Source organism: Malikia sp., from assembly GCF_028687635.1.
In the GTDB taxonomy this organism is placed as follows: Bacteria; Pseudomonadota; Gammaproteobacteria; order Burkholderiales; family Burkholderiaceae_C; genus Malikia.
The window spans coordinates 164,134-186,752 of the sequence record NZ_JAQTZS010000005.1; the positions used below are offsets into that span (position 1 = coordinate 164,134).

Annotated in this window: 17 protein-coding genes; 7 read left to right on the top strand and 10 right to left on the bottom strand. The window is 65.4% G+C overall.

What is annotated here, in order from left to right:
- Positions 1 to 10: 10 nt before the first annotated feature.
- Both def and ligA read right to left on the bottom strand, forming a co-directional pair.
- Positions 11 to 550 carry a peptide deformylase gene (gene def, locus PHR85_RS05595; RefSeq protein WP_300051544.1) on the bottom strand — a complete coding sequence of 180 codons (540 nt, stop codon included), beginning with the start codon at positions 548 to 550 and terminating at the stop codon, positions 11 to 13.
- A gap of 49 nt (positions 551 to 599) precedes the next feature.
- The gene (ligA, locus tag PHR85_RS05600) at positions 600 to 2,882 is read right to left on the bottom strand and encodes an NAD-dependent DNA ligase LigA (RefSeq protein ID WP_300051546.1); all 2,283 of its coding nucleotides are present in this window, start codon (positions 2,880 to 2,882) and stop codon (positions 600 to 602) included.
- A gap of 177 nt (positions 2,883 to 3,059) precedes the next feature.
- Between ligA and PHR85_RS05605 the strand changes: the two genes are divergently transcribed.
- The 4 genes from PHR85_RS05605 to phnE all read left to right on the top strand — a co-directional run bounded on the left by PHR85_RS05605 (position 3,060) and on the right by phnE (position 6,412).
- Complete coding sequence (locus tag PHR85_RS05605) at positions 3,060 to 3,929, top strand: putative selenate ABC transporter substrate-binding protein (protein WP_300051549.1); 870 nt, start codon at positions 3,060 to 3,062, stop codon at positions 3,927 to 3,929.
- A gap of 17 nt (positions 3,930 to 3,946) precedes the next feature.
- The gene (locus tag PHR85_RS05610) at positions 3,947 to 4,774 is read left to right on the top strand and encodes a phosphonate ABC transporter ATP-binding protein (protein ID WP_300051552.1); all 828 of its coding nucleotides are present in this window, start codon (positions 3,947 to 3,949) and stop codon (positions 4,772 to 4,774) included.
- Complete coding sequence (locus PHR85_RS05615) at positions 4,768 to 5,580, top strand: ABC transporter permease (protein ID WP_300051554.1); 813 nt, start codon at positions 4,768 to 4,770, stop codon at positions 5,578 to 5,580. The genes PHR85_RS05610 and PHR85_RS05615 overlap by 7 nt, the downstream gene beginning before the upstream one ends.
- 73 nt (positions 5,581 to 5,653) lie before the next feature.
- Entirely contained in the window at positions 5,654 to 6,412 is a 759-nt protein-coding gene (gene phnE / locus PHR85_RS05620; RefSeq protein WP_300051610.1) for a phosphonate ABC transporter, permease protein PhnE, read from the top strand.
- Positions 6,413 to 6,434: 22 nt separating this feature from the next.
- Here phnE and mnmH read toward each other — a convergent pair whose 3' ends face one another.
- Together mnmH and selD are read right to left on the bottom strand one after the other, a co-directional pair.
- Complete coding sequence (gene mnmH / locus PHR85_RS05625) at positions 6,435 to 7,550, bottom strand: tRNA 2-selenouridine(34) synthase MnmH (protein WP_300051557.1); 1,116 nt, start codon at positions 7,548 to 7,550, stop codon at positions 6,435 to 6,437.
- The gene (selD, locus tag PHR85_RS05630; RefSeq protein WP_300051560.1) at positions 7,550 to 8,584 is read right to left on the bottom strand and encodes a selenide, water dikinase SelD; all 1,035 of its coding nucleotides are present in this window, start codon (positions 8,582 to 8,584) and stop codon (positions 7,550 to 7,552) included. The genes mnmH and selD overlap by 1 nt, the downstream gene beginning before the upstream one ends.
- Positions 8,585 to 8,846: 262 nt before the next feature.
- On the opposite strand from selD, the gene PHR85_RS05635 reads away from it, so the two are divergent.
- Positions 8,847 to 10,283 (top strand): hypothetical protein, encoded by a 1,437-nt coding sequence (locus PHR85_RS05635; protein ID WP_300051563.1) that lies wholly within the window; start codon positions 8,847 to 8,849, stop codon positions 10,281 to 10,283.
- A gap of 10 nt (positions 10,284 to 10,293) precedes the next feature.
- Complete coding sequence (locus PHR85_RS05640) at positions 10,294 to 11,109, top strand: ankyrin repeat domain-containing protein (protein ID WP_300051566.1); 816 nt, start codon at positions 10,294 to 10,296, stop codon at positions 11,107 to 11,109.
- Between the two features lie 9 nt (positions 11,110 to 11,118).
- On the opposite strand, the gene PHR85_RS05645 is transcribed toward PHR85_RS05640, so the two are convergent.
- From PHR85_RS05645 to ppsA, 6 genes are all read right to left on the bottom strand, one after another.
- Positions 11,119 to 14,340 (bottom strand): type I restriction endonuclease subunit R, encoded by a 3,222-nt coding sequence (locus PHR85_RS05645; protein ID WP_300051568.1) that lies wholly within the window; start codon positions 14,338 to 14,340, stop codon positions 11,119 to 11,121.
- Positions 14,337 to 14,885 (bottom strand): DUF4276 family protein, encoded by a 549-nt coding sequence (locus tag PHR85_RS05650; protein WP_300051571.1) that lies wholly within the window; start codon positions 14,883 to 14,885, stop codon positions 14,337 to 14,339. Before PHR85_RS05650 ends, PHR85_RS05645 begins: the two co-directional genes overlap by 4 nt.
- Before the next feature lie 38 nt (positions 14,886 to 14,923).
- Positions 14,924 to 16,108 (bottom strand): AAA family ATPase, encoded by a 1,185-nt coding sequence (locus tag PHR85_RS05655; RefSeq protein ID WP_300051574.1) that lies wholly within the window; start codon positions 16,106 to 16,108, stop codon positions 14,924 to 14,926.
- Positions 16,098 to 17,453 carry a restriction endonuclease subunit S gene (locus PHR85_RS05660; protein WP_300051576.1) on the bottom strand — a complete coding sequence of 452 codons (1,356 nt, stop codon included), beginning with the start codon at positions 17,451 to 17,453 and terminating at the stop codon, positions 16,098 to 16,100. Before PHR85_RS05660 ends, PHR85_RS05655 begins: the two co-directional genes overlap by 11 nt.
- Positions 17,443 to 19,005, bottom strand: coding sequence for a class I SAM-dependent DNA methyltransferase (locus PHR85_RS05665; protein WP_300051578.1), 1,563 nt, complete (start codon positions 19,003 to 19,005; stop codon positions 17,443 to 17,445). The genes PHR85_RS05660 and PHR85_RS05665 overlap by 11 nt, the downstream gene beginning before the upstream one ends.
- Positions 19,006 to 19,214: 209 nt before the next feature.
- The gene (gene ppsA, locus PHR85_RS05670; RefSeq protein ID WP_300051580.1) at positions 19,215 to 21,605 is read right to left on the bottom strand and encodes a phosphoenolpyruvate synthase; all 2,391 of its coding nucleotides are present in this window, start codon (positions 21,603 to 21,605) and stop codon (positions 19,215 to 19,217) included.
- A 181-nt stretch (positions 21,606 to 21,786) separates the two neighbouring features.
- Here ppsA and PHR85_RS05675 point away from each other — a divergent pair, with 181 nt between their 5' ends.
- Positions 21,787 to 22,608 carry a pyruvate, water dikinase regulatory protein gene (locus tag PHR85_RS05675; RefSeq protein WP_300051582.1) on the top strand — a complete coding sequence of 274 codons (822 nt, stop codon included), beginning with the start codon at positions 21,787 to 21,789 and terminating at the stop codon, positions 22,606 to 22,608.
- Positions 22,609 to 22,619: the final 11 nt, after the last annotated feature.

Genomic DNA, 22,619 nt, shown 5'->3' on the forward strand with positions numbered 1-22,619 from the left:
GGCGCGGGCTTCAGTCGTCGGGCAGCGTGTCAAGCCCCGGAAACAGCACGTCGGTGTAGCCAAACAGGCTGAAGTCGCGCATGCGCATCGGGTAGAGCTTGCCGTCGAGGTGATCGCATTCGTGCTGGACCACGCGGGCGTGAAAGCCCTCGACCTCGCGCTCGACGGGCTGACCATAGGCATCGAAGCCACGGTAATGCACGCGCAGGTAACGCGGCACCTTGCCGCGCAGACCCGGCACCGACAGGCAGCCCTCCCAGTCGAGGTCTTGCTCGTCGCCGAGCGGGATGATCTCGGGGTTGATCAGCACGGTGCGCGGCACCGGCGCCTGCTTGGGGTAGCGCGGGTTGTGCTGACCGCTGCCGAAGATCACGACGCGCAGGTTCTCGCCGATCTGCGGCGCGGCCAGGCCGGCGCCATGGGCCGCCGTCATCGTGTCTTGCATGTCCTGCAACAGCCGATGCAGCTCGGGGGTATCGAAATGGGACACCGGCAAGGCCTGGCGCAGCAGGCGCGGGTCTCCCATCCTGAGGATTTCACGTACGGGCATCTGGGTCTCCTCCTGCAGGCCGCGTCTGATGCGCAGCCTCCAGACAAGTTTACGCGCTCGCGGCCGGATTCGCCAAGAGGCCGAGCAGGCCGACCTCGTCGATCACGCGCACCCCAAGCTCCCTGGCCTTGTCGAGCTTGCTGCCGGCTTCCGCGCCGGCCACGACGCAATGCGTCTTCTTGCTGACCGAGCCCGCGACCTTGGCGCCGGCGGCTTCCAGCATGGCCTTGGCCTGATCGCGGCTCAAGGTCGGCAGGGTGCCGGTCAGCACGAAGGTCTGGCCGGCCAACGGCAAAGCCGTCGAGGTGGCGGGTTCGCCCTCCTGCCAATGGACGCCGACCGCGCGCAGCTGTTGCACCACCTCGCGGTTATGTGGCTGGGCGAAGAAGGTCGTGATGCTGTGTGCCACCACCGGACCGACATCGGACACCTGCAGCAATTGCTCCTCGCTGGCAGCCATGACGGCATCCAGACTGCCGAAGTGGCGGGCCAGCGCCTTGGCCGTGGCCTCGCCGACATGGCGTATTCCCAGACCGAACAGGAAGCGCGGCAGCGTGGTGCGGCGCGAAACGGCCAGCGCCTCGACCAGGTTCCTGGCCGACTTGTCGGCCATGCGGTCCAGACCGGCGAGCTGCTCCACGCCCAGGCGATACAGGTCGGGCAGGACACGGATCAGGCCGGCATCGACCAGTTGCTCGACCAGCTTGTCGCCCAGACCCTCGATGTCGAGCGCACGCCGCTGCGCGTAGTGCAACAGCGCCTGCTTGCGCTGCGCCGGGCAGAACAGGCCGCCGCTGCAGCGGTGATCGACCTCGCCCTCCTCGCGCTCGACCGCACTACCGCAGACGGGGCAGGCCGAAGGCATGGTGAAGACGGGGCCGCGCGCTGGTGCGGCGGCGAACAGGTCGGCCTGTGGTGATGCTGTTTCGGCTACCGAGCCAGCGTCAGCAGCCGGTGATCCAGTCGCTTCATCGACGGTCTCGGCGACCAATGCCCTGTCATCTGCGCCAGCCGGCACCACAGCAACCACCTCCGGGATCACGTCGCCGGCGCGGCGCACGATCACCTGGTCGCCGACGCGCACGTCCTTGCGCCTGACCTCGCCCTCGTTGTGCAAAGTCGCGTTGGAGACGGTGACGCCGCCGACGAAGACCGGCGCGAGCTTGGCCACCGGAGTGAGCTTGCCAGTGCGGCCGACCTGCACCTCGATCGCGAGCACCTCGGTCATCCGCTCCTGCGCCGGGTACTTGTGCGCCATCGCCCAGCGCGGATCGCGTACACGAGGGTTGATATCAAGCTCGCGCTGCAGCGCGAGCGAGTCGACCTTGTAGACCACGCCGTCGATGTCGAACGGCAGGCTATCGCGCAGCGCGCCGATGCGGCGGTGGTAGGCCACCAGCTGCTCGGCGCCGCCACAGCGCTCGACCAGCTCGGACACCGGTAGGCCCCAGTTTTTCAGCGCCTGCAGCAGCTCGTGATGGCTGGCAAAATCGGGACCGCCCTGCTCCGCTGGCGTGACGTCGCCCAGGCCGTAGGCGAAGAAGCTCAAGGGACGCTCGGCCACGATCGCGGGGTCGAGCTGGCGCACCGTGCCGGCGGCGGCATTGCGCGGGTTGACGAAGGTCTTTTCGCCCTTGATACCGGCGGCGATGCGCGCGCGCTGGCGCTCGTTGAGCGCATCGAAGTCGTCACGCCGCAGGTAGACCTCGCCGCGCACCTCAAGCACGGGCGGCACCGGCAGTGCACCGCTGGCTTGGGCATCGAGCCGCAGCGGAATCTGGCCAATGGTGCGGATGTTCTGGGTCACGTCCTCGCCCTGCTCGCCGTCGCCACGGGTGGCGGCCTGCACCAGCACGCCGCTCTCATAGCGCAGGCTGATCGCGAGGCCGTCGAACTTGGGCTCGGCCACATATTCGATCGGCGCGCCATCGATGATTTCTCGCGCCAAGGGCGACAAGGGCTGCTGGGGCTGTCGTTCGCCGAGCTCGAATCTACGCTGCTCGGTTGCCAGATAGGAGCGCAGCTGCTGCTCGAATTTCTCGGCACCACTGGCCTCGGTATCGGTCTCGGTCCGGATGCTGAGCATCGGCACGCGATGGCGCACGGTGGCAAAGCCGTCGAGTATCGGGGCGCCGACGCGCTGGCTGGGCGAATCGGGCGTCACCCAATCGGGATGAGCGGCCTCGATCGCCTGCAGTTCGCGGAACAGGCGGTCGTATTCGGCGTCGGGGATCTCGGGCGCGTCGAGCGTGTAGTAGCGATGGGCGTGGTGGTGCAGCAGGGCGCGCAGCGCTTGCAGGCGGCGCGCCAGGACGTCGGGGGACGAGTCCATAGATATGGGGAATCAGGAAAAACAGGGAAATCGGATGCCGGAACCCGCAACGGGCCCGGACGCTGGCCCGCATTATCCCGCTCCGGCGCCAAGGTCGGCTGGCGCTGGCATGGCGACGTCGGGATTCTCCTGCGGTATGCTCCCGGATCTTGGCTCTATTGAACGGCTGAACCCATCATGACGAAACTGACTTCCCGCGCGCGCCGCACCCTGCTCGGCGCTGCTTTCCTTTGCGCCGCCGGCATGAGCCAGGCCCAGACCTCGCCCCAGGTGCTGCGCGTGACGGCCATCCCCGACGAATCCCCGACCGAGCTGGCACGCAAGGCCGCGCCGCTGGTGAAGTACCTCGAAAGCCGGCTCGGCATGAAGGTGGAGTTCACCCCGGTCAGTGATTACGCCGCCGCGGTCGAGACCCTGGTCAACAAGAAGGTCGACCTGGCCTGGTTTGGCGGCTTTACCTTCGTGCAGGCCAAGGTGCGCTCGGGCGGCAAGGTGATCCCGCTGGTGCAGCGCGAGGAGGACGAGAAGTTCCGCTCGGTCTTCATCACCGCCGACCCGGCGATCAAGCAGCTGGCCGACCTCAAGGGCAAGGATGTGAGCTTCGGCTCGCAGAGCTCTACCAGCGGCCACCTGATGCCGCGCAGCTTCCTGCTGCAGGCCGGCCTCGCCCCCGAGAAGGATTTCAAGCGTGTCGCCTACAGCGGGGCGCATGACGCGACCATCGCGGCGGTGGCCTCGGGCAAGGTGCAGGCCGGCGCGCTCAACATCTCGGTCTGGGACAAGTTCGTCACCGACAAGAAGGTCGACACCAGCAAGGTGCGCGCCTTCTACACCACGCCGGCCTATTACGACTACAACTGGACCGTGCATGCCGACATGCCGGCCGCACTGCGCGAGAAGATCGCGCAAGCCTTCCTGAGCTTGAGCAAGGCCACGCCCGAGGGCAAGGAAATCCTCGATCTGCAGCGCGCGACCCGCTTCGTGCCGACCAAGGTCGAAAACTACCAGGGCATCGAGGCCGCCGCGCGCAGCGCCGATCTGCTCTGAACCGTTCGGGGGCTGGTTTGAAGCTCGAACTGCATGGCGCCTGCGCACGCCATCCGGCGGCGCGCGCCGACTCGGAGCCAGCGCTGCGGAATCTGGACTTGAGAATCGCTGCTGGCGAGCAGCTGGCCGTGATCGGCCCGTCGGGCGCCGGCAAGACCACGCTGCTGCAATTGCTGGCCTGCGCGCAACCTCCTTCGGCTGGGCAGATACTGCTCGACGACGTCAACCCCTCGGCCTTGTCACGGCGTGACTTGCAACGACTGCGCGGCCACCTGATCCTGGTACCGCAGCAGCCACCATTGCCGCCGCGCCAGCGCGTGGTCACGGCCGTGCTGGCCGGCCGGCTGCCAGCAATGAGCCTGCTAGAAAGCCTGCGCTCGCTGCTCCATCCAAGCGACCTGCCTGCGGCACAGGCGGCACTTGAGCGCTTCGATCTGGCAGACAAGCTGTTCGAGCGCGTCGACAGGCTCTCGGGCGGCGAGCGCCAGCGCGTCGGACTGGCACGCGCCCTGCTCGCCCCGGCCAGCCTCTGGCTGGTCGACGAACCGCTGTCGGCGCTCGACCCCGCGCGCTCGCGCCAGGCGCTCGCCACGCTGCAGGACTTGGCCCGCTCGCGCCAGGTCACCTTGGTCGCGACGCTGCACCAAGTCGAGCTGGCCCTGCAGCATTTCCCGCGCATCATCGGGCTGCGCGGCGGCCGGCTGGCCTTCGACCTGCCGGCGTCCGAGGTCACGCCCGAGCGGCTGGCCCAGCTCTACGCGCAGCACGAGCAGGAATTGCTTGAGCCCGCTCCGGTGCCGCAGGAAACGCCCGCTACCACCCGCGTGGCGGTGCCGCGATGCTGAGCGCTGCACAGGCCGCGACTCATCCCCGGCAGGGCGATCCAGCCTGGCCGGGCCGGGTCGCGTTCCTGCTGGCGCTGCCCGTGCTGCTGTGGCCGCTGCTGGTCGCGACCGAATTCCGGCCCTGGCTGCTCTGGCAGCCCGAGAGCCTGCAGCTCAGCGGGCGCTTCCTGGCGGACTTCTGGCCACCAGCACATGGTCCTGAATTTCTGCTGCTGGTCGCGCAGGAAAGCTGGCGCACGGTCGCGATGGCGACGACGGGCGTCTTCCTCGGCCTGCTGCTGGCCGTGCCGCTGGCGCTGCTGGCCTCAAGCGGCCTGTCCATCTCGGCGCTCTCCGGACGCATGGCGGCGGGTCCGTTCTGGCTGCGCCAGGGCGTGCGCCTGCTGCTGGCGATTCTGCGCAGCATCCCCGAACTGGTCTGGGCACTGGTGTTCGTGCGCGTGGTCGGACTGGGGCCGACGTCAGGCGTGCTGGGCAAGGTCTATGCCGAGATCCTGGAAAGTTCGGACGCGCACGCGACCACCACGCTGCTGCGCAACGGCTGCGGCCACTTGCAGGCTTTCTTCTATGGTCAACTGCCGGCCAGCGCGTCCGAGCTGCTGAGCTACACGGTCTACCGCTGGGAATGCGCCATCCGCAGCTCGGTGGTGCTCGGCTTCGTCGGTGCCGGCGGACTGGGACAGCTGCTCGACGGCTCGATGAAGATGTTCAACGGCGGCGAGGTCGCGACCATGCTGCTGGTCTTCATGGGCCTGGTCGCGCTGGCGGATCGCATCAGTGCCTGGCTGCGTAGCGGACTGGGGTGATGGATTGAAAACATCCTTCAAGCAGAACTCCGACATCGCCGTGCCGCCCGAGTGGCGCGCGGCACGGCTACGCCTGATCGGTTTTTCCGCGCTGGCGCTGGCCTTCCTGCTGGCCTGTTTCCTCACGCTGGACCTGCAGCTCGCGCAGTTCCTGTCACCGCAGGCGGCGGCAAGCATGGGCGCCTTCGTCGCCGAGTTCTTTCCACCCGAGCGCTCGCCGGTTTTTCTGCGCAAGGTGCTGCTCGCTGGCTGGGAGACGCTGGCGATGTCGGCGCTCGGCACGCTGCTGGCGGCGCTGTTCGGCCTCGCGCTCGCGCTGCCCGCCGCCAGACTGCACCCCGACGATCGCGCCCACGCCCAAGCGCCAACCCGGCTGCTGCTCAATGCGCTGCGCTCGGTGCCCGAGCTGGTCTGGGCCGCGCTGCTGCTGATCTCGGCCGGGCTCGGTCCCTTCGCCGGCACGCTGGCGCTGTGCCTGCACACGACCGGGGTGCTGGGCCGTCTGTTCGCCGAAGCGCTGGAAAACGCGCCTCCCGGCCCCGCGCAGGCGCTGCGCGTGCAGGGCGTGGACGAGGACCGGATCCTGCTCTGGGCCACCCTGCCCCAGCTGCTGCCCCAGCTGCTGAGCTACACGCTCTACCGCTGGGAGAACAACATCCGCGCCGCCGCCGTGCTGGGCGTGGTCGGCGCAGGCGGTCTGGGTCAGATGCTGTCCTTTCACCTCGGACTGTTCCACATGCCCAAGACCGCGACCATCCTGCTGGCCATGCTGCTAATGGTCGGACTGGTCGATGCCACGAGCTGGCTGGCCAGGCGCTGGCTGACCCGCTGAGGCCGGCGGCTTCAGGCCCGGATCAGGCGGACTGGCGCGCGCGATCCACGCGCTCGCGCAGGAACTCGACCACCGCCGCCTGTTCGCCCGCGAAGACGATGCGCTCGCCCTTGCTCTCGCGCTGGAAGGCGTACATCGGGTCGTAGTACTCGCGCAGCAGGCCGGCGATCCAGTCGCGGTGGCGCGCCACCTCGCCGCTGGCCTGCTGCTGCGCCAAGGCGTCCTGCATGATGGCGTGCAGGCGCTGGTAGCGCTCGCCACCGAGGCGCTTGGTGATGCCGGCCAGGCTTTTCAGCAGCTGCTCGGCATAGCGCTCGAAGCCCTGCTCGGGTCCGTGCAGCGCATTGTGGTCATCGAGCTGGCTCACGACATAGTCGCGCAGGATGCGTTCGACCCGGTTGTCGAAGCTGTCCTCCAGCCAGACCAGCGGCGCGGTCTGCATCGCGGCGTGCAGCGGCAGCGGCAGCGAGCAGCTGCCGATCGCGCGGCTCTCGTCCTCGAGCACGAACTGATTGCAGCCGGCGGCGCGCTTGCCGAGGAAGTCGATCGCGACCTGGTTCTCGAACCCGATATTGGTCGGCTGCGGCGTGCTGCGCTTGCCGAAAGCCGAGCCACGGTGATTGGCCAGGCCCTCGAGATCGATCGCGTGCTCGAGCTGGGCGATCACGTCGGTCTTGCCAGTGCCGGTCATGCCGCCGACGACGACCAGCTCGCACTCGGCCACCGCCCGCTCGATCGTCTCGATCAGGAAGGTGCGCATCGCCTTGTAGCCACCGACCACGAGTGGGTAGTCGATGCCCGCCTCGTCGCGCAGCCAGCGCTGCACGGTCTGCGAGCGCAATCCGCCTCGGAAGCAGTAGAGCACGCCATCGGGGTGCTGGCGCGCGAACTCGGCCCAGGCCGCCATGCGCTGCGCCTTGATCGATCCCGACACCAGTTGATGCCCGAGCTTGATCGCCGCCTCCTGGCCCTGCTGCTTGTAGCAGGTGCCGACCTTGGCGCGCTCCTCGTTGCTCATCAGCGGCAGGTTGACCGTGCCGGGGAAGGCGCCTAGCGCGAACTCGACCGGCGCGCGCATGTCCATCATCGGCGCGCCGCGCAGGAACAGCGCGCGGAAATCGGTGACGTTCTCGGCCATCAGATCACCTCGACCGCATGCGCGCCGCGCGGCTCCAGGCTGCCGATCGGCGCCAGGGTCAGACCCAGTTCGGCCGCGACGGCCAGGAACTCGGCCTCGCCCTCGGGTGCGACCGCCACCAGCAGGCCGCCGCTGGTCTGCGGGTCACACAGCAGCTGCTTCTGCTGTTCGCTGATCGGAGCGATCTGGTCGCCGTAGCTGTCGAAATTGCGCAAGGTGCCGCCCGGCACGCAGCCCTCGGCCAGGTAATGCTCGACGCCAGACAGGCGCGGCACCGCCGAGTAATCGAGGCGGGCCGTCAGGCCAGCACCGTCCGCCATCTCGACCAGGTGACCGAGCAGGCCGAAGCCGGTGACATCGGTCATCGCCTTGACCCCGGCCAGCTTGCCGAAGCGGGCGCCGGGCTGGTTGAGCGTGCACATCCAGTCGCGCGCCAGGCCGACATCCTGCGCTCGCAATTTGGACTTCTTCTCGGCGGTGGTCAGGATGCCGATGCCCAACGGCTTGCTCAGGTAGAGCTTGCAGCCGGCGGTGCCGGTGTCGTTGCGCTTCATGTGGCGCTTCTCGACGATGCCGGTGACGGCCAGGCCGAAGATGGGCTCGGGCGCGTCGATCGAGTGGCCACCCGCGAGCGGGATGCCAGCGGCGTCGCAGACCGCGCGACCGCCACGGATAACCTCGCGCGCGACCTCGGGCGCCAGCACATTGACCGGCCAGCCCAGGATCGCGATCGCCATCAGTGGGTCGCCGCCCATGGCATAGATGTCGCTGATCGCGTTGGTGGCGGCGATGCGGCCGAAGTCGAACGGATCATCGACGATCGGCATGAAGAAGTCGGTGGTCGAGACCACGCCGCGCTCCTCGTCGATGGCGTAGACCGCCGCGTCGTCCCTGGAGGCGTTGCCGACCCACAGCTTCGGGTCGAGATTCTGCGCGCCGCTGCCGGCCAGGATGACCTCCAGCACCTTGGGCGAGATCTTGCAGCCGCAACCGGCGCCGTGGCTGTACTGGGTAAGGCGGATGGGCTCGCTCATCTTGTGACTCTCTCGGGGGAAACAGAAAACCTTTGAATATAAAGCCTGCGGGCGCGTGTCGCTCGAAAACGATGCGCGCGCGCTGCTGACCCGGGGCAGATCCTGGCCAGACCCAGAACGAAAACAGATCCCGCACTGATTGGATATTTCTGATGAGAAACGCGCTTTACGCGGCTCTGTGCAGGGCCTAGACTGCTTTCACACCAATTAAAAATCAGCACGCATGCAGGGGCGACCCGCCTCGCTGCGAGGGAGGGGAAGCATGAAGGATTTCGGGGCTGGGATGCATGAGGCATTGCTGGCGAGTACCCAGGCCGAGGTCGACTCGGCGCGCGCGCTCGCGCAGATGGGTGCCAGTGCGGTGGACAAGGCAGCGCAGCTAGCGCGTGCTGCAGTCGACCTGGTGTCAAGCAAGATGGGCGCTGCGGGTATTGTTGCCGGAACGGCCGTGGGAACTGCCGGTGCTGCGGTGCTCGGTGCCGCTGCCTACGCAACGGTGCAGCGCAACCGGGCGGTGGGGAGCGCCATTCAAGACGCCAGCGATCAGCTGCAAAAGACTTTCCTGCCTCAGCGCGCCGCTGGCCAGCCCTGCCTGCCCTGTCTGGACGAGAGCTCTGCGTTGGCACGCCGGCTGCGCATCGAGAAGCGCCAGCGTCTCATCCTGCATGGCGAGCGCAACCCCGACCCGACCGTGCGCGATGCGGCCCAGCGGCTGAAAGCCGACATGCACGCGGTCGAACTGGCCAGGCTGTCGGACAACAGCTACGCGCAATACGACCCGAAGGCGGGACCGAAGCAGAAGAAGCCACCGGAGCCGTGGCAGGCGATGACGAAGCAGCAGGTCAAGGATGCAGGCTTGAGTCCTAAGCTCCTCGATGATGCCAAGGCGGTGGTCTACAAACTGCCGCCCGATTTCCCCTTCGATCCCAAGACCGTGGTCGCATTTCGGGGCACGACTGGCGAGGCAGAGGACATCCTGACTGACCATGACCAAGCACTTGGACTCGAAACCGAGCAATACAAGGCTGCGACCGACCTCGGCAAGCAGTTACACAAGTTCATGCCCGACGCCGCGGTCACCGGCCACTCGCTCGGCGGTGGCAAGGCGCAGGCCGCTGGCGTAGCGGGTGAGCTCCAGGGCAGCATGTTCAACTCGGCCGGACTGCACCCGAAGACAGCCGGGATGTTGCCGGAAGAACTTGCAGCCTATGCCGGCCGCTTCCAACAATACCGCACCGAAGGCGAAGGCGGTGGCGACCCGCTGACCGGGGTACAGAATTCACTTGCGCTGCAACAGAAGCTCTACGGTGGCGCCCAGGGCCTGCAGAAGCTGGTCCAGGCTAACCAGTGGGCGCTCAACGAGCTCGGCCTCAAAGACCCGCTGGGTTTGTTGACGGAATCGGTGCAGGGCCTGGCGCGCGGCTTGGCCGAGCGTGTTCTCAAGGTCACGCCGCAGGAAGCCGCGCGCAATCTGGCCTACAGCGGCGGCCAGTGGTATCTGCCGCCAGCACTCGGTGAAGTACGCGGCATCGCGAGCAAGACCGCGCAGGGCCGCGACACGCCGTTCGAGCAGCAGCATGGCATCGGCGGCGTGATTCATGGCCTGGAAACCCGCAAGGCCGGCGACATCAACAAGTTGCTTGCCAGCACCGGACAGCCCGGCCCCGCAAGCGACTATATCGGGCCGACCCGGGCCTAGCGAGGACATCATGAACTCCATCCACAATCACATCTGCCGAGTCGGCCGCCTTGTGCTGCTTGCCGCCAGCGGCTGGCTGCTCAACCCCATCACAGGACAAGCCATGATCACGACCGACAAGGTATTCGCCGACCCGCGGGTCGCCCAGCTGGCCAATGCCGCGCAAGATGGCGACCTCGCGCGTATCCAGCAGCTGATCCAGGCCGGGGCGCCGGTGAAGTTCGTCGGCCAGGAAGGGATGACAGTGACGCAATACGCGCTGCGCGCGCGTCGCAACGCGCCACAGGTGATGGAATTGCTGCTCAAGGCCGGTGCCGATCCGGTCTCGATGTTGTCGAATGGCAAGACCGTGCCGCATTACGCCGTTGCGCGCAACAACGCCGACCCCGAGGTGGTCAAGGTGCTGCTGGCGCACGGCATCAGCCCGAACTGGTTTCCACCCAGCGGCGTCTATCACGACCGCTCCATGCTGCAGGCGGCCATCATGGGCAGGAACCTGCCGGTGATCAAGCTACTGGTCGAGCGCGGTGCCGATATCAACTATGTCGACCCATTCTCGGGTTCGGCATTGCACATGGCATTGGATGGCATCGATTTCTACATTCCGGCCTATTTGGTCGAGGCTGGCATTGATCTCAAGCTGCTCGACAGCACTTCGCCCGAGATCAAGAACCCGCGCGCGATCAAGCAGACCGCCATTGAGAAGTTCTGCTACTTTGATGGCGGCAAGCGCGGTCACAATCCCCTGCCCGAAATCGCCGACGGCTGGCGCGTCTTCACCGCAGCACTCGCGAAGCGCGGTGTCACCATGCCCTGCGGTCTGTGACCAAGGGCATCACACCCAGGCTTCCCCCAGCGTCTCCACCTGCTGCAGCACCAGCTCCACCGCCTCCTCGGCCTGGTCGGGCGGGTACTTGTACTTGCGCAGCACCCGCTTGACCATCAGGCGCAAGGTGGCGCGCACGCTCTCGCGCTGGGCCCAATCCACGCTGATGTTCTTCTTCAGGTTCTCGGTCAGCTCGTGGGCGATCTTCTTGAGCGTCTCGTCGGTCAGTTCCTTGACTGCAGATTCGTTGTTGGCCAGCGCGTCATAGAACTTGACCTCGTCGTCGCTCAGGCCAAGTTGCTCGCCCCGGCTGGCAGCGGCCTTGAACTTCTTGGCCATTTCGACCAGCTCTTCCATCACCTGCGCGGTCTCGATGCTGCGGTTCTGGTAGCGGGTGATGACGCTGGAGAGCAGGTCGCTGAACTTCTTCTGCTGCACGACGTTGGTGGCGAACTTGGCCTTGATCTCGCCTTCCAGCAGGCGCTCCAGCAGCTCGACCGCCAGGTTCTTCTCGGGCAGGTTCTTGACCTGGGCCAGGAACTCCTCGTCGAGCAGTCCGATGTTGGGTTTCTCCAGGCCCACGGCGTCGAAGATGTCCACCACCGACTCGCTGACCACCGCCTGGTTGATGATCTGGCGGATGGCGAGGTCGCACTGCTCATCGGTCTTCTTCTGCTGGCTGATGTCGCGCTTGGTCAGGATGACCTTGACCGCCTGCAGGAAGGCCACCTCGTCGCGCACCGCCTTGGCTTCGTCCAGCGTGCAGCACAGGCTGAACGCCTTGCTCATGGCCAGCGCCACGTCGGCGAAGCGCTTCTTGCCGTCGCGGACCGAGTTGCCGCTCTTGTCCTTGGTTTCTGACTTCAGGCCCAGCACATGGTTGGCTGCACCCGCCAGCGTCTTGTGGCCACCGGTCTTGAAGCCGCTGTAATCGAAGCCGTGCAGCATGGCCTGCAGCACGTCGAGCTTCTCCAGCAGCACGGACAAGGCTTCATGGGCGTCCACCGTCGGGCGGCCCCGGCCCTTGCTGGCGGTGTATTCCTTCATCGCGGCTTTGAGCTCATTGCCGATGCCGATGTAGTCCACCACCAGGCCGCCCTGCTTGTCCTTGAAGACCCGGTTGACGCGCGCGATGGCCTGCATCAGGTTGTGGCCCTTCATCGGCTTGTCCACGTACATGGTGTGGACGCAGGGGGCGTCGAAGCCGGTCAGCCACATGTCGCGCACGATGACCAGGCGCAGCGGGTCGGCCGGGTCCTTGAAGCGCTTCTCCAGCCGCTTCTTGATCTGGCTGCCGTAGATGTGCGGGCGCAGCAGCGCCTTGTCGCTCGCGCTGCCGGTCATGATGATCTTGATCGCGCCCAGCTCGGGGTCGTCGCTGTGCCATTCAGGTTTGAGCTTGACGATCTCGTTGTAGAGGTGCACGCAGATGTCACGGCTCATGGTCACGACCATGGCCTTGCCGTCCTGGGCCTGGTTGCGCTGCTCGAAATGGGCCACCAGGTCGGCCGCGACGCTGGCCACGCGCGGCTCGGCGCCGACCACCTTCTCCAGCGCAGCCCAGCGGCTCTTGAGCCGGGCCTGGGTGCCTTCCTCCTCGTCCTCGGCCAGTTCATCGACCTCGTCGTCGATCAGCGACAGGTCTTCCTGTTTCAGCTTGAGCTTGGCGAGACGGCTCTCGTAGTAGATCGCGACCGTGGCGCCATCCTCGCGGGCCTGCTGCATGTCGTAGACATGGATGTAGTCGCCGAACACGGCGCGGGTGTCGCGGTCGGTGCTGGACACTGGCGTGCCGGTGAAGGCGACAAAGGTGGCGTTCGGCAACGCGTCGCGCAGATGCTGGGCATAGCCCGCCTGGTAGCGGGTCTTGTACTCGGGCGGGGCGAATTCGGCGCTGGCGGCTGCATGGGCGTTGTCGCCGTCGCTGCTGGTCAGGGCACCGAAGCTGGCGGCCGAAACCTTGTGCGTCCTGAGCTTGGCCTGGAAACCGTACTGGGTACGGTGTGCCTCGTCGGCCACCACGACGATGTTGTGCCGCTCGGACAGCACCGGGAACAGGTCCTCGTCCTCGCCCGGCATGAACTTCTGGATGGTGGCGAAGATGATGCCGCCCGAGGGCCGCTGGCCCAGCAGTCGGCGCAGCTCCTGCCGGGTGGTCGCCTGCACCGGCGTCTCGCGCAGCAGGTCGGCGCCCAAGCTGAAGACCCCGAACAATTGGCCGTCGAGGTCGTTGCGGTCGGTGATGACGACGATGGTCGGGTTGGCCATCGCAGGTTCCTGCATCACGCGCGCGGCGAAGCAGGTCATGGTGATGCTCTTGCCGCTGCCCTGGGTGTGCCAGACCACGCCGCCCTTGCCGCGCAGGCTGACGGCACTGTCCGGGCGGGATGCGGTCACCACATGCTCGATGGCGGCGCGCACCGCATGGAACTGGTGGTAGCCAGCGATCTTCTTGACCAGCTGGCCGTCGTCCTCGAACAGCACGAAGTAGCGCAGGTAGTCGAGCAGATAGCGCGGTGCCAGCGCGCCGCGCACCAGGGTTTCGAGCTCGTTGAACTGGCCCAGCGGGTCGAGGTTGACGCCGTCGATGGTGCGCCACTGCTGGAAGCGCTCGGCGTTGGCCGACAGCGAGCCCAGCCGCGCGTCGCTGCCGTCCGAGATCACCAGCACTTCGTTGTACTGGAACACATCGGGGATCTGCGCCTTGTAGGTCTGGAGCTGGTCGTACGCCTTCCAGATGTCGGCCGCTTCGTCGGCGGGGTTCTTGAGCTCGATCAGCACCAGCGGCAGGCCGTTGACGAACAGGATGATGTCGGGCCGGCGCGTGTGGTGCGCGCCCTTGATGGAAAACTGGTTGACGGCCCAGTATTCGTTGCGCGATGCGTCCGACCAGTCGAGCAGGCGCACGAAGTCGCCCACCGTCTCGCCGTCGCGCTGGTACTGCACCGGCACGCCGCCGACCAGCAGCTTGTGGAAGGCGCGGTTGGCCGATAGCAGCGACGGGATGCCCAGGTCGAGCACCTGACGCAGGGCGTCCTCGCGGGCGGCGGTGGGCACCTGGGGGTTCAGGCGCGCGATGGCCTCGCGCAGGCGGCCGGTCAGCACCACCTCGCGGTAGTTGGCGCGCTGCGGGTTGGGGCCGTCGTGGGCGATGTCGTAGCCGCTGTGGACCGCATAGCCCAGCTCGGACAGCCAGCCCAGGGTTTCCTGTTCGAGTTGGTCTTCGGTCATGTCGAGGACGAGCCCATCTCGCTCAACACTCGTTGCACGCCAGACACGAACTTGCCATAGCTGTGAGAACGGTTATGTTCCGCCCCCCGCAAGTGCTGCGCCATGGCGCGAGCGCCGGCACCTTTCTGGAAACTGGGAATCAGGCGCTTCAACTCGACGGAGGGTTTTTCCCATGAATCTGGGTGGGCAAACTTCTTTCGTAGAGCCGGAGTATTGGCCTTGGGTTGTTCAAATGCCGCAGCCACCGCCTCCAGATCGCCCAAGTACCAAGCCTCCAGCTCTTGGCAGGCCAAGCGCACCAAGGTATCAGGCCGTCCGGCTGCCGCGCAAAGGCCTTTGATCTTCTTCAGCACGGCCACACAATCAGCGGCATCGTTATCACGGACAATCACAAAACGATCGCCCGGATACTGCCAAGCACTCAGTTTGCGCGGAATGCTCAGGTCCAGGTCTGACTTACCCTGGTGTGCCACACACAAGAAATGCTGCCCGGCCACCCAGCCTGGCATCAGGCGCGGCAACAAGCCCTCAAGCAGCAGCTTCATCGACGGCTCTTCCAGCAAAAAAACCAGGCGACCCATCATCAATTGAGCCCTTCCAGCAGCCCCTGCTTCCAAAGCCAACCCGGCAAGTCACCTGCGTCGACCAGAGCCCTCAAGTTCGCCGAATCAACCGCACGACTGATCTTTGTAAAACCCTCTGCCTTTCGCAGGCAATAAATCTCTTCCAGATTCAACGCATTTAGAAAGTCTGGTGAATGGGACGAGATAAAGACCTGCCCACCGCGCCTAGCGTAGGAGCGGAACTCCTCGGCCAGCTCGGGTAACAGTTCGGGGTAGAGTTGATTTTCGGGCTCCTCCACCGCCAGCAAGGGATAAGGCTGGGGATCGTTGAGCAGCACCAGATAAGCGAACATCTTGATCGTTCCGTCCGAGACATGGCGCGCAACGAAGGGGTCCTTGAAGCTGCCATCCTGGAAGCGCAGCACCAGGCGTCCATCCTCGGTTTGCCTCGGCTCCACCAAGGAAACCCCTGGTACCCGGGATTTCATGGCGGCCAAAATGCGCGAAAAAGCCACGGGGTGATGCTCGAACAGGAAGTTGGCCACCAGTGGCAAATTGTCGCCACGGGTGGACAGATGTTCAGCAAAACCATCTTCCTGGCTGGGTCGAGCCTCGGACACGTGAAAATCCGAGATATGCCAGTTCTCGATCATCAAGCGCAAGGCGCTGGCCGCCTTGAAGCGGTCAAACTGTCCCAGGCCCTTGACGGCCAGGATATCCGGTGCATCCAGCGTCTGCACCTCTCGTGCCAACTCCTCGTCTTGCTTGGAGAAATCTTCCTCGTTGGTGATGGCGTAGCCCTCGCCTAGCGTGAAGTCCAGGAAGTGGAACGGCTTGCCATTCGCGCCGCGCTTGTAGCGCAGAATCTCGCGCGCCACCACGGCGCGGCCGGTCTTGTCGGGCTCCACGCGCAGCAAATAGGTGACCAGACGCTCCTTGCCTGTGATGTCTAGCCGGAACTGCAGGGTCAGCTCAATGGGCTCCTGCGCAAATCCCCTACTGGCCAACTCCTTGAAACCGCCACGCTTGCTCACCGCCTTGCTCACGTTCATGGCCAAGGCGTCCTTGAGGAACGAAAACACGTCAAAAAGCGTGGATTTTCCGGTGCCATTGGCACCCACCAACACACAAAGACGGGAAATGCTGCTCAGCTTGGCATGGCGGAACAGCCGGTAGTTCTTGATTTCGATCGATTCAATCTGCATGCTCAGGCTCCGAGTCGTTGGTCCGCGAGCGCGCGGGACAAGCTGCATTGTCGAGTAGGTCTTGGACTTCCGGTAGCTGGAGCTGGCCGAAAATCAGGCGGGGCAGCAGGGTGTCGCGCAGGGTGGCGAGGGTTTGGCTGCTCGCATGGTTACCGGCGATGCGTTGCTGCAGGGCCGACGCCGTCTGTCCGAATGCCTCCGCTATTGCCTGTGTTGGCACCGCTACAAGGTAGCGACCGAGCACGTCATTCTGTATACGTTGGCGACCACTGGTGCCGGACATGCTCTGTATTGCGAACTCACGGAAAGCACCATGACGACACAAGAGGTAAGCGAAATAGTCAGGAAGCGGCGCCTTTGGACGCAGCACGACAAACTCTGTCGAGCCCCAGCCGGTTTGCCCCTCCGAGAGAAAGTCAACGAAAGCTGTTTTTCCGTTCTCCAGGCAAGGAGTGATGCGCGCCAACAGCGTATCGCCATTGACGAATTTGCTGCCCGATCCCATCTCGCGCGGAACAGTCGCATCAGCGACATGACCCTGTGTGCCTACGCTCGCCATGTCGAGATAAGGAGCCAGTTCACCCTTCTTGAGCTTGCGCGTCGGGTTGATCTCCATGGCTTCGGCCAAAGGCAGCAGCCGCCACCCCCTCGGCACCACCCCCAACTCCGTCTCCTCGAAGCTGTCAGGGAACAGCGCCGCCGTGGCATCAATCATGCCTTCGGGGGTGCTGCCTTCCATCTTGGCGCGCACGGGGTCGAAATCGACGAACCACGACTTGAACAGCGCTTGGGCGATGGCTTCGAGCGTGGCGTTGGTTTCACGCAGGAGGGTGATGCGGTCGTCTATCGCGCCGAGAGTTTCGGCAACTTCCTTCTGAATATGGAGCGCTGGGGTCGGCACACGAAGCGCTTCCAGAACTGGAATACGAAGGTTGCTGACAGTGGAGCCAGTACCTTCGTTCCATCCAATCTGATGCTGCAGATAGGGGGACTGAAGCGCGTACAGCAAGAACCGGCCATCAACCTTGTCCGGGTCAGGGCGAAGTAATACCTGTCGCTGGCCAAGGCAGCACTTTAGGCCAAGAGGAATCTGGCATACCTCGCCCATGGGTGCTTCGCGGGTAATGACCAAGTCCCCAGCTTGCGGTGCTGCACGTCGGATTCGACCTAGGTAGTGAGCCTCATCGGTAAAACTCGGACTCGAGAGGTCGAGCCTGCCGCCTTTAATGTTCTGGTTGCGAAGCACCACTACGCCTGAATTCGTCCACGCAGGGGTGGCATGCGGACAATCCACTACAAGCAGGCAAAGGGATTCGAGTGTGTGTTGCTGAACTTCAGAACTCATACCCCAGCCCTCCCAGCTTCCGCCTGATCAGCGCATCCAGCTCGGCACCCTTGGCCATCTGCTCGCCCAGCTTCTCGGTCAGCTGGCGCATCTTGTCGTCGAAGGCTTCGTCGTCGTCCTCGACCGCCTCGGCACCCACGTAGCGGCCCGGGGTCAGCACATGGCCGTGCTGGGCGATCTCGGCCAGCGGCACGCTGCGGCAAAAGCCCGGCTGGTCTTGGTACTCGGTGATGCTCGCGCCCGCTTCCACCTCGCCGCGCCACGCGGCCACGGTCTCGGCAATGCGCTGGATGGCGTCGTCGTCCAGCTCGGCCTGCACGCGGCTGATCATCTTGGCCTGCTTGCGCGCGTCGATGAACAGCACCTCGTCCTTGCACTTCTTCTGCTTGGCCAGAAACCACAGGCAGGCCGGGATCTGGGTGTTGAAGAACAGTTGTCCCGGCAGCGCGATCATCACCTCGACCACATCGGCTTCGACCATGGCGGCCCGGATCACGCCCTCGTTGTTCTGGCTGCTCGACATGCTGCCGTTGGCCAGCACGATGCCGGCGCGGCCGGTGGGCTTGAGGTGGTGCAGCATGTGCTGCAGCCAGGCGTAGTTGGCGTTGCCCTGCGGCGGGTCGCCGTACTGCCAGCGCGGGTCGCCCTCCAGGCTGCCGTGCCACCAGTCGCTGATGTTGAACGGCGGGTTGGCCAGGATGAAGTCGGCGCGCAGGTCCGGGTGCTGGTTGCGCGTGAAGGTGTCGCCCGGCTCGTGGCCCAGGTTGAAGTCGATGCCGCGGATCGCCAGGTTCATCGCCGCCAGCCGCCAGGTGGTCGGGTTGGCTTCCTGGCCATAGATCGACACGTCACCAATCCGCCCGCCGTGGGCCTCGATGAACTTCTCGCTCTGCACGAACATGCCGCCCGAGCCGCAGCAGGGGTCGTAGACCTGGCCCTGGTGCGGGGCCAGCACCGCGACCAGCGTCTTGACGATGCTGGCAGGCGTGTAGAACTGGCCGCCGCGCTTGCCTTCGGCGCTAGCGAACATGCCCAGGAAGTATTCGTAGACCTGGCCCAGCACGTCGCGCGCCACCGCCGCATCGGTGCCGAAGCCGATGGTCGAGATCATGTCCACCAGCTCGCCCAGCTTGCCATCGGGCAACTGCGCGCGGGCGTAGCGCTTGTCGAGGATGCCCTTGAGCTTGGGGTTCTCGCCCTCGATGATGGTCAGCGCGTTGTCGATGAACTTGCCGATCTCGGGGTTCTTGGCCAGCGCGCGCAGTGTCTCCCAGCGCGCGCCCTCGGGCACCCAGAACACGTTGGCGCTCTTGTAGTAGTCGCGGTCTTCCAGCTCGGCGGCCAGGTCTTCAGGCGTCGCGTCGGGGTAATGGAATTCGTCGTCCGGGTTCTGCAGCCGGGCTTGAACTTCGGCCTGGCGCGCGGTGAAGGTGTCGCTGACGTACTTGAGGAAGATCAGGCCCAGCACCAGGTGCTTGTATTCGGCCGCGTCCATGTTGGCGCGCAGCTTGTCGGCCGCGGCCCAGAGGGTTTTCTTGATGTCGTCGAGCATGTGAGGGAAATCGGATAAAGGAGGGCTTGGCGTCGGTTCGACATCAGGTCAATGTAAACTTGATAAGTTTAAAGCAATTCTTCTTCAAGCCGGCAATTTCCTTCGCGATGCCCTGAATGTTGAAAGGCCGGCCCGCGCCCAGACAGACGCGAGCCGGCCCTGTTGCCGGTCAGAACCAGGCCCTCGGCAGGCCCGGCACAAAGTAGCGATCAGCCCGCCAACTGCTTCCAGGTGTCGATCACCGAGTCGGGATTGAGCGAGATCGAGCTGATGCCCTGGTCGCGCAGCCATTCGGCGAAGTCCGGGTGGTCGCTGGGGCCCTGGCCGCAGATGCCGATGTACTTGCCCTGCGCGCGGCAGGCCTTGATCGCCATGCTGATCAGCGCGGTGACGGCCGGGTCGCGCTCGTCGAAGTCGTGCGCCAGCAGCTCGAGCCCTGAGTCGCGGTCCAGGCCCAGGGTCAGCTGGGTCAGGTCGTTGGAGCCGATCGAGAAGCCGTCGAAGAACCGCAGGTACTGCTCGGCCAGGATGGCGTTGCTCGGGATCTCGCACATCATGATCAGCTTGAGCTCGTGCTCGCCGCGCTTCAAGCCAAACTTGGCCAGCAGCTCGACCACGCGCTCGGCCTGCTTCAGGGTGCGCACGAAGGGCACCATGACCTGGACATTGGTCAGGCCCATGGTTTCACGCACGCGCTTGATGGCCTCGCATTCCATAGCGAAGGCCTCGCCGAACTCCTCGCTGATGTAGCGCGCCGCGCCACGGAAGCCCAGCATCGGGTTTTCCTCGTCGGGCTCGTAGCGGCTGCCGCCGACGAGCTTGCGGTACTCGTTGCTCTTGAAGTCGGACAGGCGCACGATCACCGGCTTGGGCCAGAAGGCGGCGGCGATGGTGGCCACGCCCTCGGCGACCTTGTCGACGTAGAAGGCACGCGGGCTGGCGTGGCCGCGCGCGACCGACTCGACCGCCTTCTTGAGGTCGGCGTCAATCGCCGGGTAGTCCAGGATCGCCTTCGGGTGCACGCCGATGTTGTTGTTGATGATGAACTCGAGCCGCGCCAGGCCGACGCCACCGTTGGGGATCTGGGCGAAGTCGAAGGCCAGCTGCGGGTTGCCGACGTTCATCATGATCTTGACGTCGAGCTCGGGCATCTGGCCACGGCTGACCTCGCTGACCTCGGTCTCGAGCAGGCCGTCGTAGATGTTGCCGGTGTCGCCCTCGGCGCAGCTCACTGTCACCAGCGTGCCGTCCTTCAGCGTCTCGGTCGCGTCGCCACAGCCGACCACGGCCGGGATGCCCAGCTCGCGCGCGATGATCGCGGCGTGGCAGGTGCGGCCACCACGGTTGGTCACGATCGCGCTGGCGCGCTTCATGACCGGCTCCCAGTTCGGGTCGGTCATGTCGGTCACCAGCACGTCGCCGGGCTGGACCTTGTCCATCTCGCTGATGTTGTGCACCAGACGCACCGGGCCGGTGCCGATCTTCTGGCCGATCGCGCGGCCCGAGGCCAGCACGGCGCCCTTGCCAACCAGCTTGTAGCGCAGCTCGACCTGGCCGGCGGACTGGCTCTTGACCGTCTCGGGGCGGGCCTGCAGGATGTAGAGTTGGCCGTCGTTGCCGTCCTTGCCCCACTCGATGTCCATCGGGCGGCCGTAATGCTGCTCGATCACCACGGCGTAACGTGCCAGTTCGAGCACATCGGCGTCGGTCAGCGAATAGCGGTTGCGCTGCTCGACCGGCACCTCGACGGTCTTGACCAGCTTGCCGCTGGCGGCCTTTTCCTCGGGCGAGGCAAAGACCATCTCGATCAGCTTGCTGCCGAGGTTGCGGCGGATCAGCGCCTGCTTGCCGGCCTTGAGCATCGGCTTGTGGACATAGAACTCGTCGGGATTGACGGCGCCCTGCACCACGGTCTCGCCCAAGCCGTAGCTGGAGGTGATGAAGACCACGTCCTCGAAGCCGCTCTCGGTGTCGATGGTGAACATCACGCCGGCAGCACCCAGGTCGGAGCGCACCATGCGCTGCACGCCGGCCGACAGCGCGACCACGTCGTGCTCGAAGCCCTTGTGCACGCGGTAGCTGATGGCGCGGTCGTTGTAGAGGCTGGCGAACACCTCCTTCATCTTGTGCAGCACTTCCTCGATGCCGTGCACGTTGAGGAAGGTCTCCTGCTGGCCGGCGAAGGACGCATCGGGCAGGTCCTCGGCGGTGGCGGAGGAACGCACCGCGTAGGTCGCGGTCGCGCTGTCGCCGTTCAGGGTGATGTAGGCGTCGCGGATGGCCTGTTCGAGGTCGGCCGGGAAGGGCTGGGCCTCGACCATGGTGCGGATCTCGGCGCCGACCCGGGCCAGCTCGCGCACGTCCTCGGTGTCGAGCGCGGCCAGCCTGGCGCTGATCTTGTCGGCCAGGCCTTCGAAGGCCAGGAACTCGCGGAAGGCATGCGCCGTGGTCGCGAAGCCGGTCGGCACCCGCACGCCCTCGGGCAGCTGCGAGATCATCTCGCCCAGGCTGGCGTTCTTGCCGCCGACGACCTCGACGTCGGTCATTCTGAGATGCTCGAAGGGCACGACCAGGGCGGTCGGGCTGAACAGTTGAGACATGGATTAGCTCCGTTGATGTTGAAAAACAGGTGCGCCCGGACCGCAGCGACACATCGTTGTCTTGTTGTGCGCGTCGACCTGCGGCCAGGCGTCGCAAATCGCGATAATCCGAAACATTGTAGGGGCCGCGCGGGCCGCGCGCCGTCCGTTTCGCGACAATCGAACCGAGGGTAAGTACCAGATGCCGCACCGCACCGCTTTCTTCATTTCCGACGGCACCGGCATCACGGCCGAGACCTTCGCCAACGCCATCCTGGCGCAGTTCGAGATCAAGCCGCACCGCATCCGCCTGCCCTTCGTCGACAGCGTGGACAAGGCGCACAACGCGGTGCGCCAGATCAACCACACGGCCCAGGTCGACGGCGCCCGCCCGCTGGTGTTCACGACCGTGGTCAACATGGACGTGCTCGCGGTGCTCAAGTCCGATTGCAAGGGCATGCTGATCGACATGTTCGGCACCTTCATCGCGCCGATCGAGGCCGAGATCGGCATCAAGTCGAATCACCGGGTCGGGCGCTTCTCGGACGTCACGCGCAGCAAGGAATACCACGACCGGATCGAGGCGATCAACTTCACGCTCGCGCACGACGACGGCCAGACCCATGTCGACCTGGACAACTCCGACCTGATCCTGATCGGCGTCAGCCGCAGCGGCAAGACACCGACCTCGCTCTATCTCGCGATGCAGTTCGGGCTCAAGGTCTCGAACTATCCGCTGATTCCGGAGGACTTCGAGCGCCGCCAGCTGCCGCCCGCGCTGGTGCCGCACAAGAAGAAGCTGTTCGGCCTGACCATCAACCCCGAGCGCCTGAGCGAAATTCGGAATGAGCGCAAGGCCAACTCGCGCTACGCCAGCCTGCTCAACTGCCGCTACGAGGTCAACGAGGCCGAGGCCATGATGCGGCGCGCCGGCGTGCGCTGGATGTCGACCACCAGCAAGTCGATCGAGGAGATCTCGACCATCATCCTGCAGGAAGTCAAGCCCGAGCGCCTCGACTATTGATTTTCAGGCTG

What these genes read in the sequence shown, in the direction of transcription:
- ligA (WP_300051546.1), bottom strand. Translation starts at nt 2,882, where the DNA reads ATGGACTCGTCCCCCGACGTCCTGGCGCGCCGCCTGCAAGCGCTGCGC.
- selD (WP_300051560.1), bottom strand. Translation starts at nt 8,584, where the DNA reads ATGAGCGAGCCCATCCGCCTTACCCAGTACAGCCACGGCGCCGGTTGC.
- PHR85_RS05640 (WP_300051566.1), top strand. Translation starts at nt 10,294, where the DNA reads ATGAACTCCATCCACAATCACATCTGCCGAGTCGGCCGCCTTGTGCTG.
- PHR85_RS05645 (WP_300051568.1), bottom strand. Translation starts at nt 14,340, where the DNA reads ATGACCGAAGACCAACTCGAACAGGAAACCCTGGGCTGGCTGTCCGAG.
- PHR85_RS05655 (WP_300051574.1), bottom strand. Translation starts at nt 16,108, where the DNA reads ATGCAGATTGAATCGATCGAAATCAAGAACTACCGGCTGTTCCGCCAT.
- PHR85_RS05660 (WP_300051576.1), bottom strand. Translation starts at nt 17,453, where the DNA reads ATGAGTTCTGAAGTTCAGCAACACACACTCGAATCCCTTTGCCTGCTT.
- PHR85_RS05675 (WP_300051582.1), top strand. Translation starts at nt 21,787, where the DNA reads ATGCCGCACCGCACCGCTTTCTTCATTTCCGACGGCACCGGCATCACG.
- PHR85_RS05615 (WP_300051554.1), top strand. Translation starts at nt 4,768, where the DNA reads ATGCTGAGCGCTGCACAGGCCGCGACTCATCCCCGGCAGGGCGATCCA.
- mnmH (WP_300051557.1), bottom strand. Translation starts at nt 7,550, where the DNA reads ATGGCCGAGAACGTCACCGATTTCCGCGCGCTGTTCCTGCGCGGCGCG.
- def (WP_300051544.1), bottom strand. Translation starts at nt 550, where the DNA reads ATGCCCGTACGTGAAATCCTCAGGATGGGAGACCCGCGCCTGCTGCGC.
- PHR85_RS05605 (WP_300051549.1), top strand. Translation starts at nt 3,060, where the DNA reads ATGACGAAACTGACTTCCCGCGCGCGCCGCACCCTGCTCGGCGCTGCT.
- PHR85_RS05665 (WP_300051578.1), bottom strand. Translation starts at nt 19,005, where the DNA reads ATGCTCGACGACATCAAGAAAACCCTCTGGGCCGCGGCCGACAAGCTG.
- PHR85_RS05650 (WP_300051571.1), bottom strand. Translation starts at nt 14,885, where the DNA reads ATGAAGCTGCTGCTTGAGGGCTTGTTGCCGCGCCTGATGCCAGGCTGG.
- PHR85_RS05635 (WP_300051563.1), top strand. Translation starts at nt 8,847, where the DNA reads ATGAAGGATTTCGGGGCTGGGATGCATGAGGCATTGCTGGCGAGTACC.
- ppsA (WP_300051580.1), bottom strand. Translation starts at nt 21,605, where the DNA reads ATGTCTCAACTGTTCAGCCCGACCGCCCTGGTCGTGCCCTTCGAGCAT.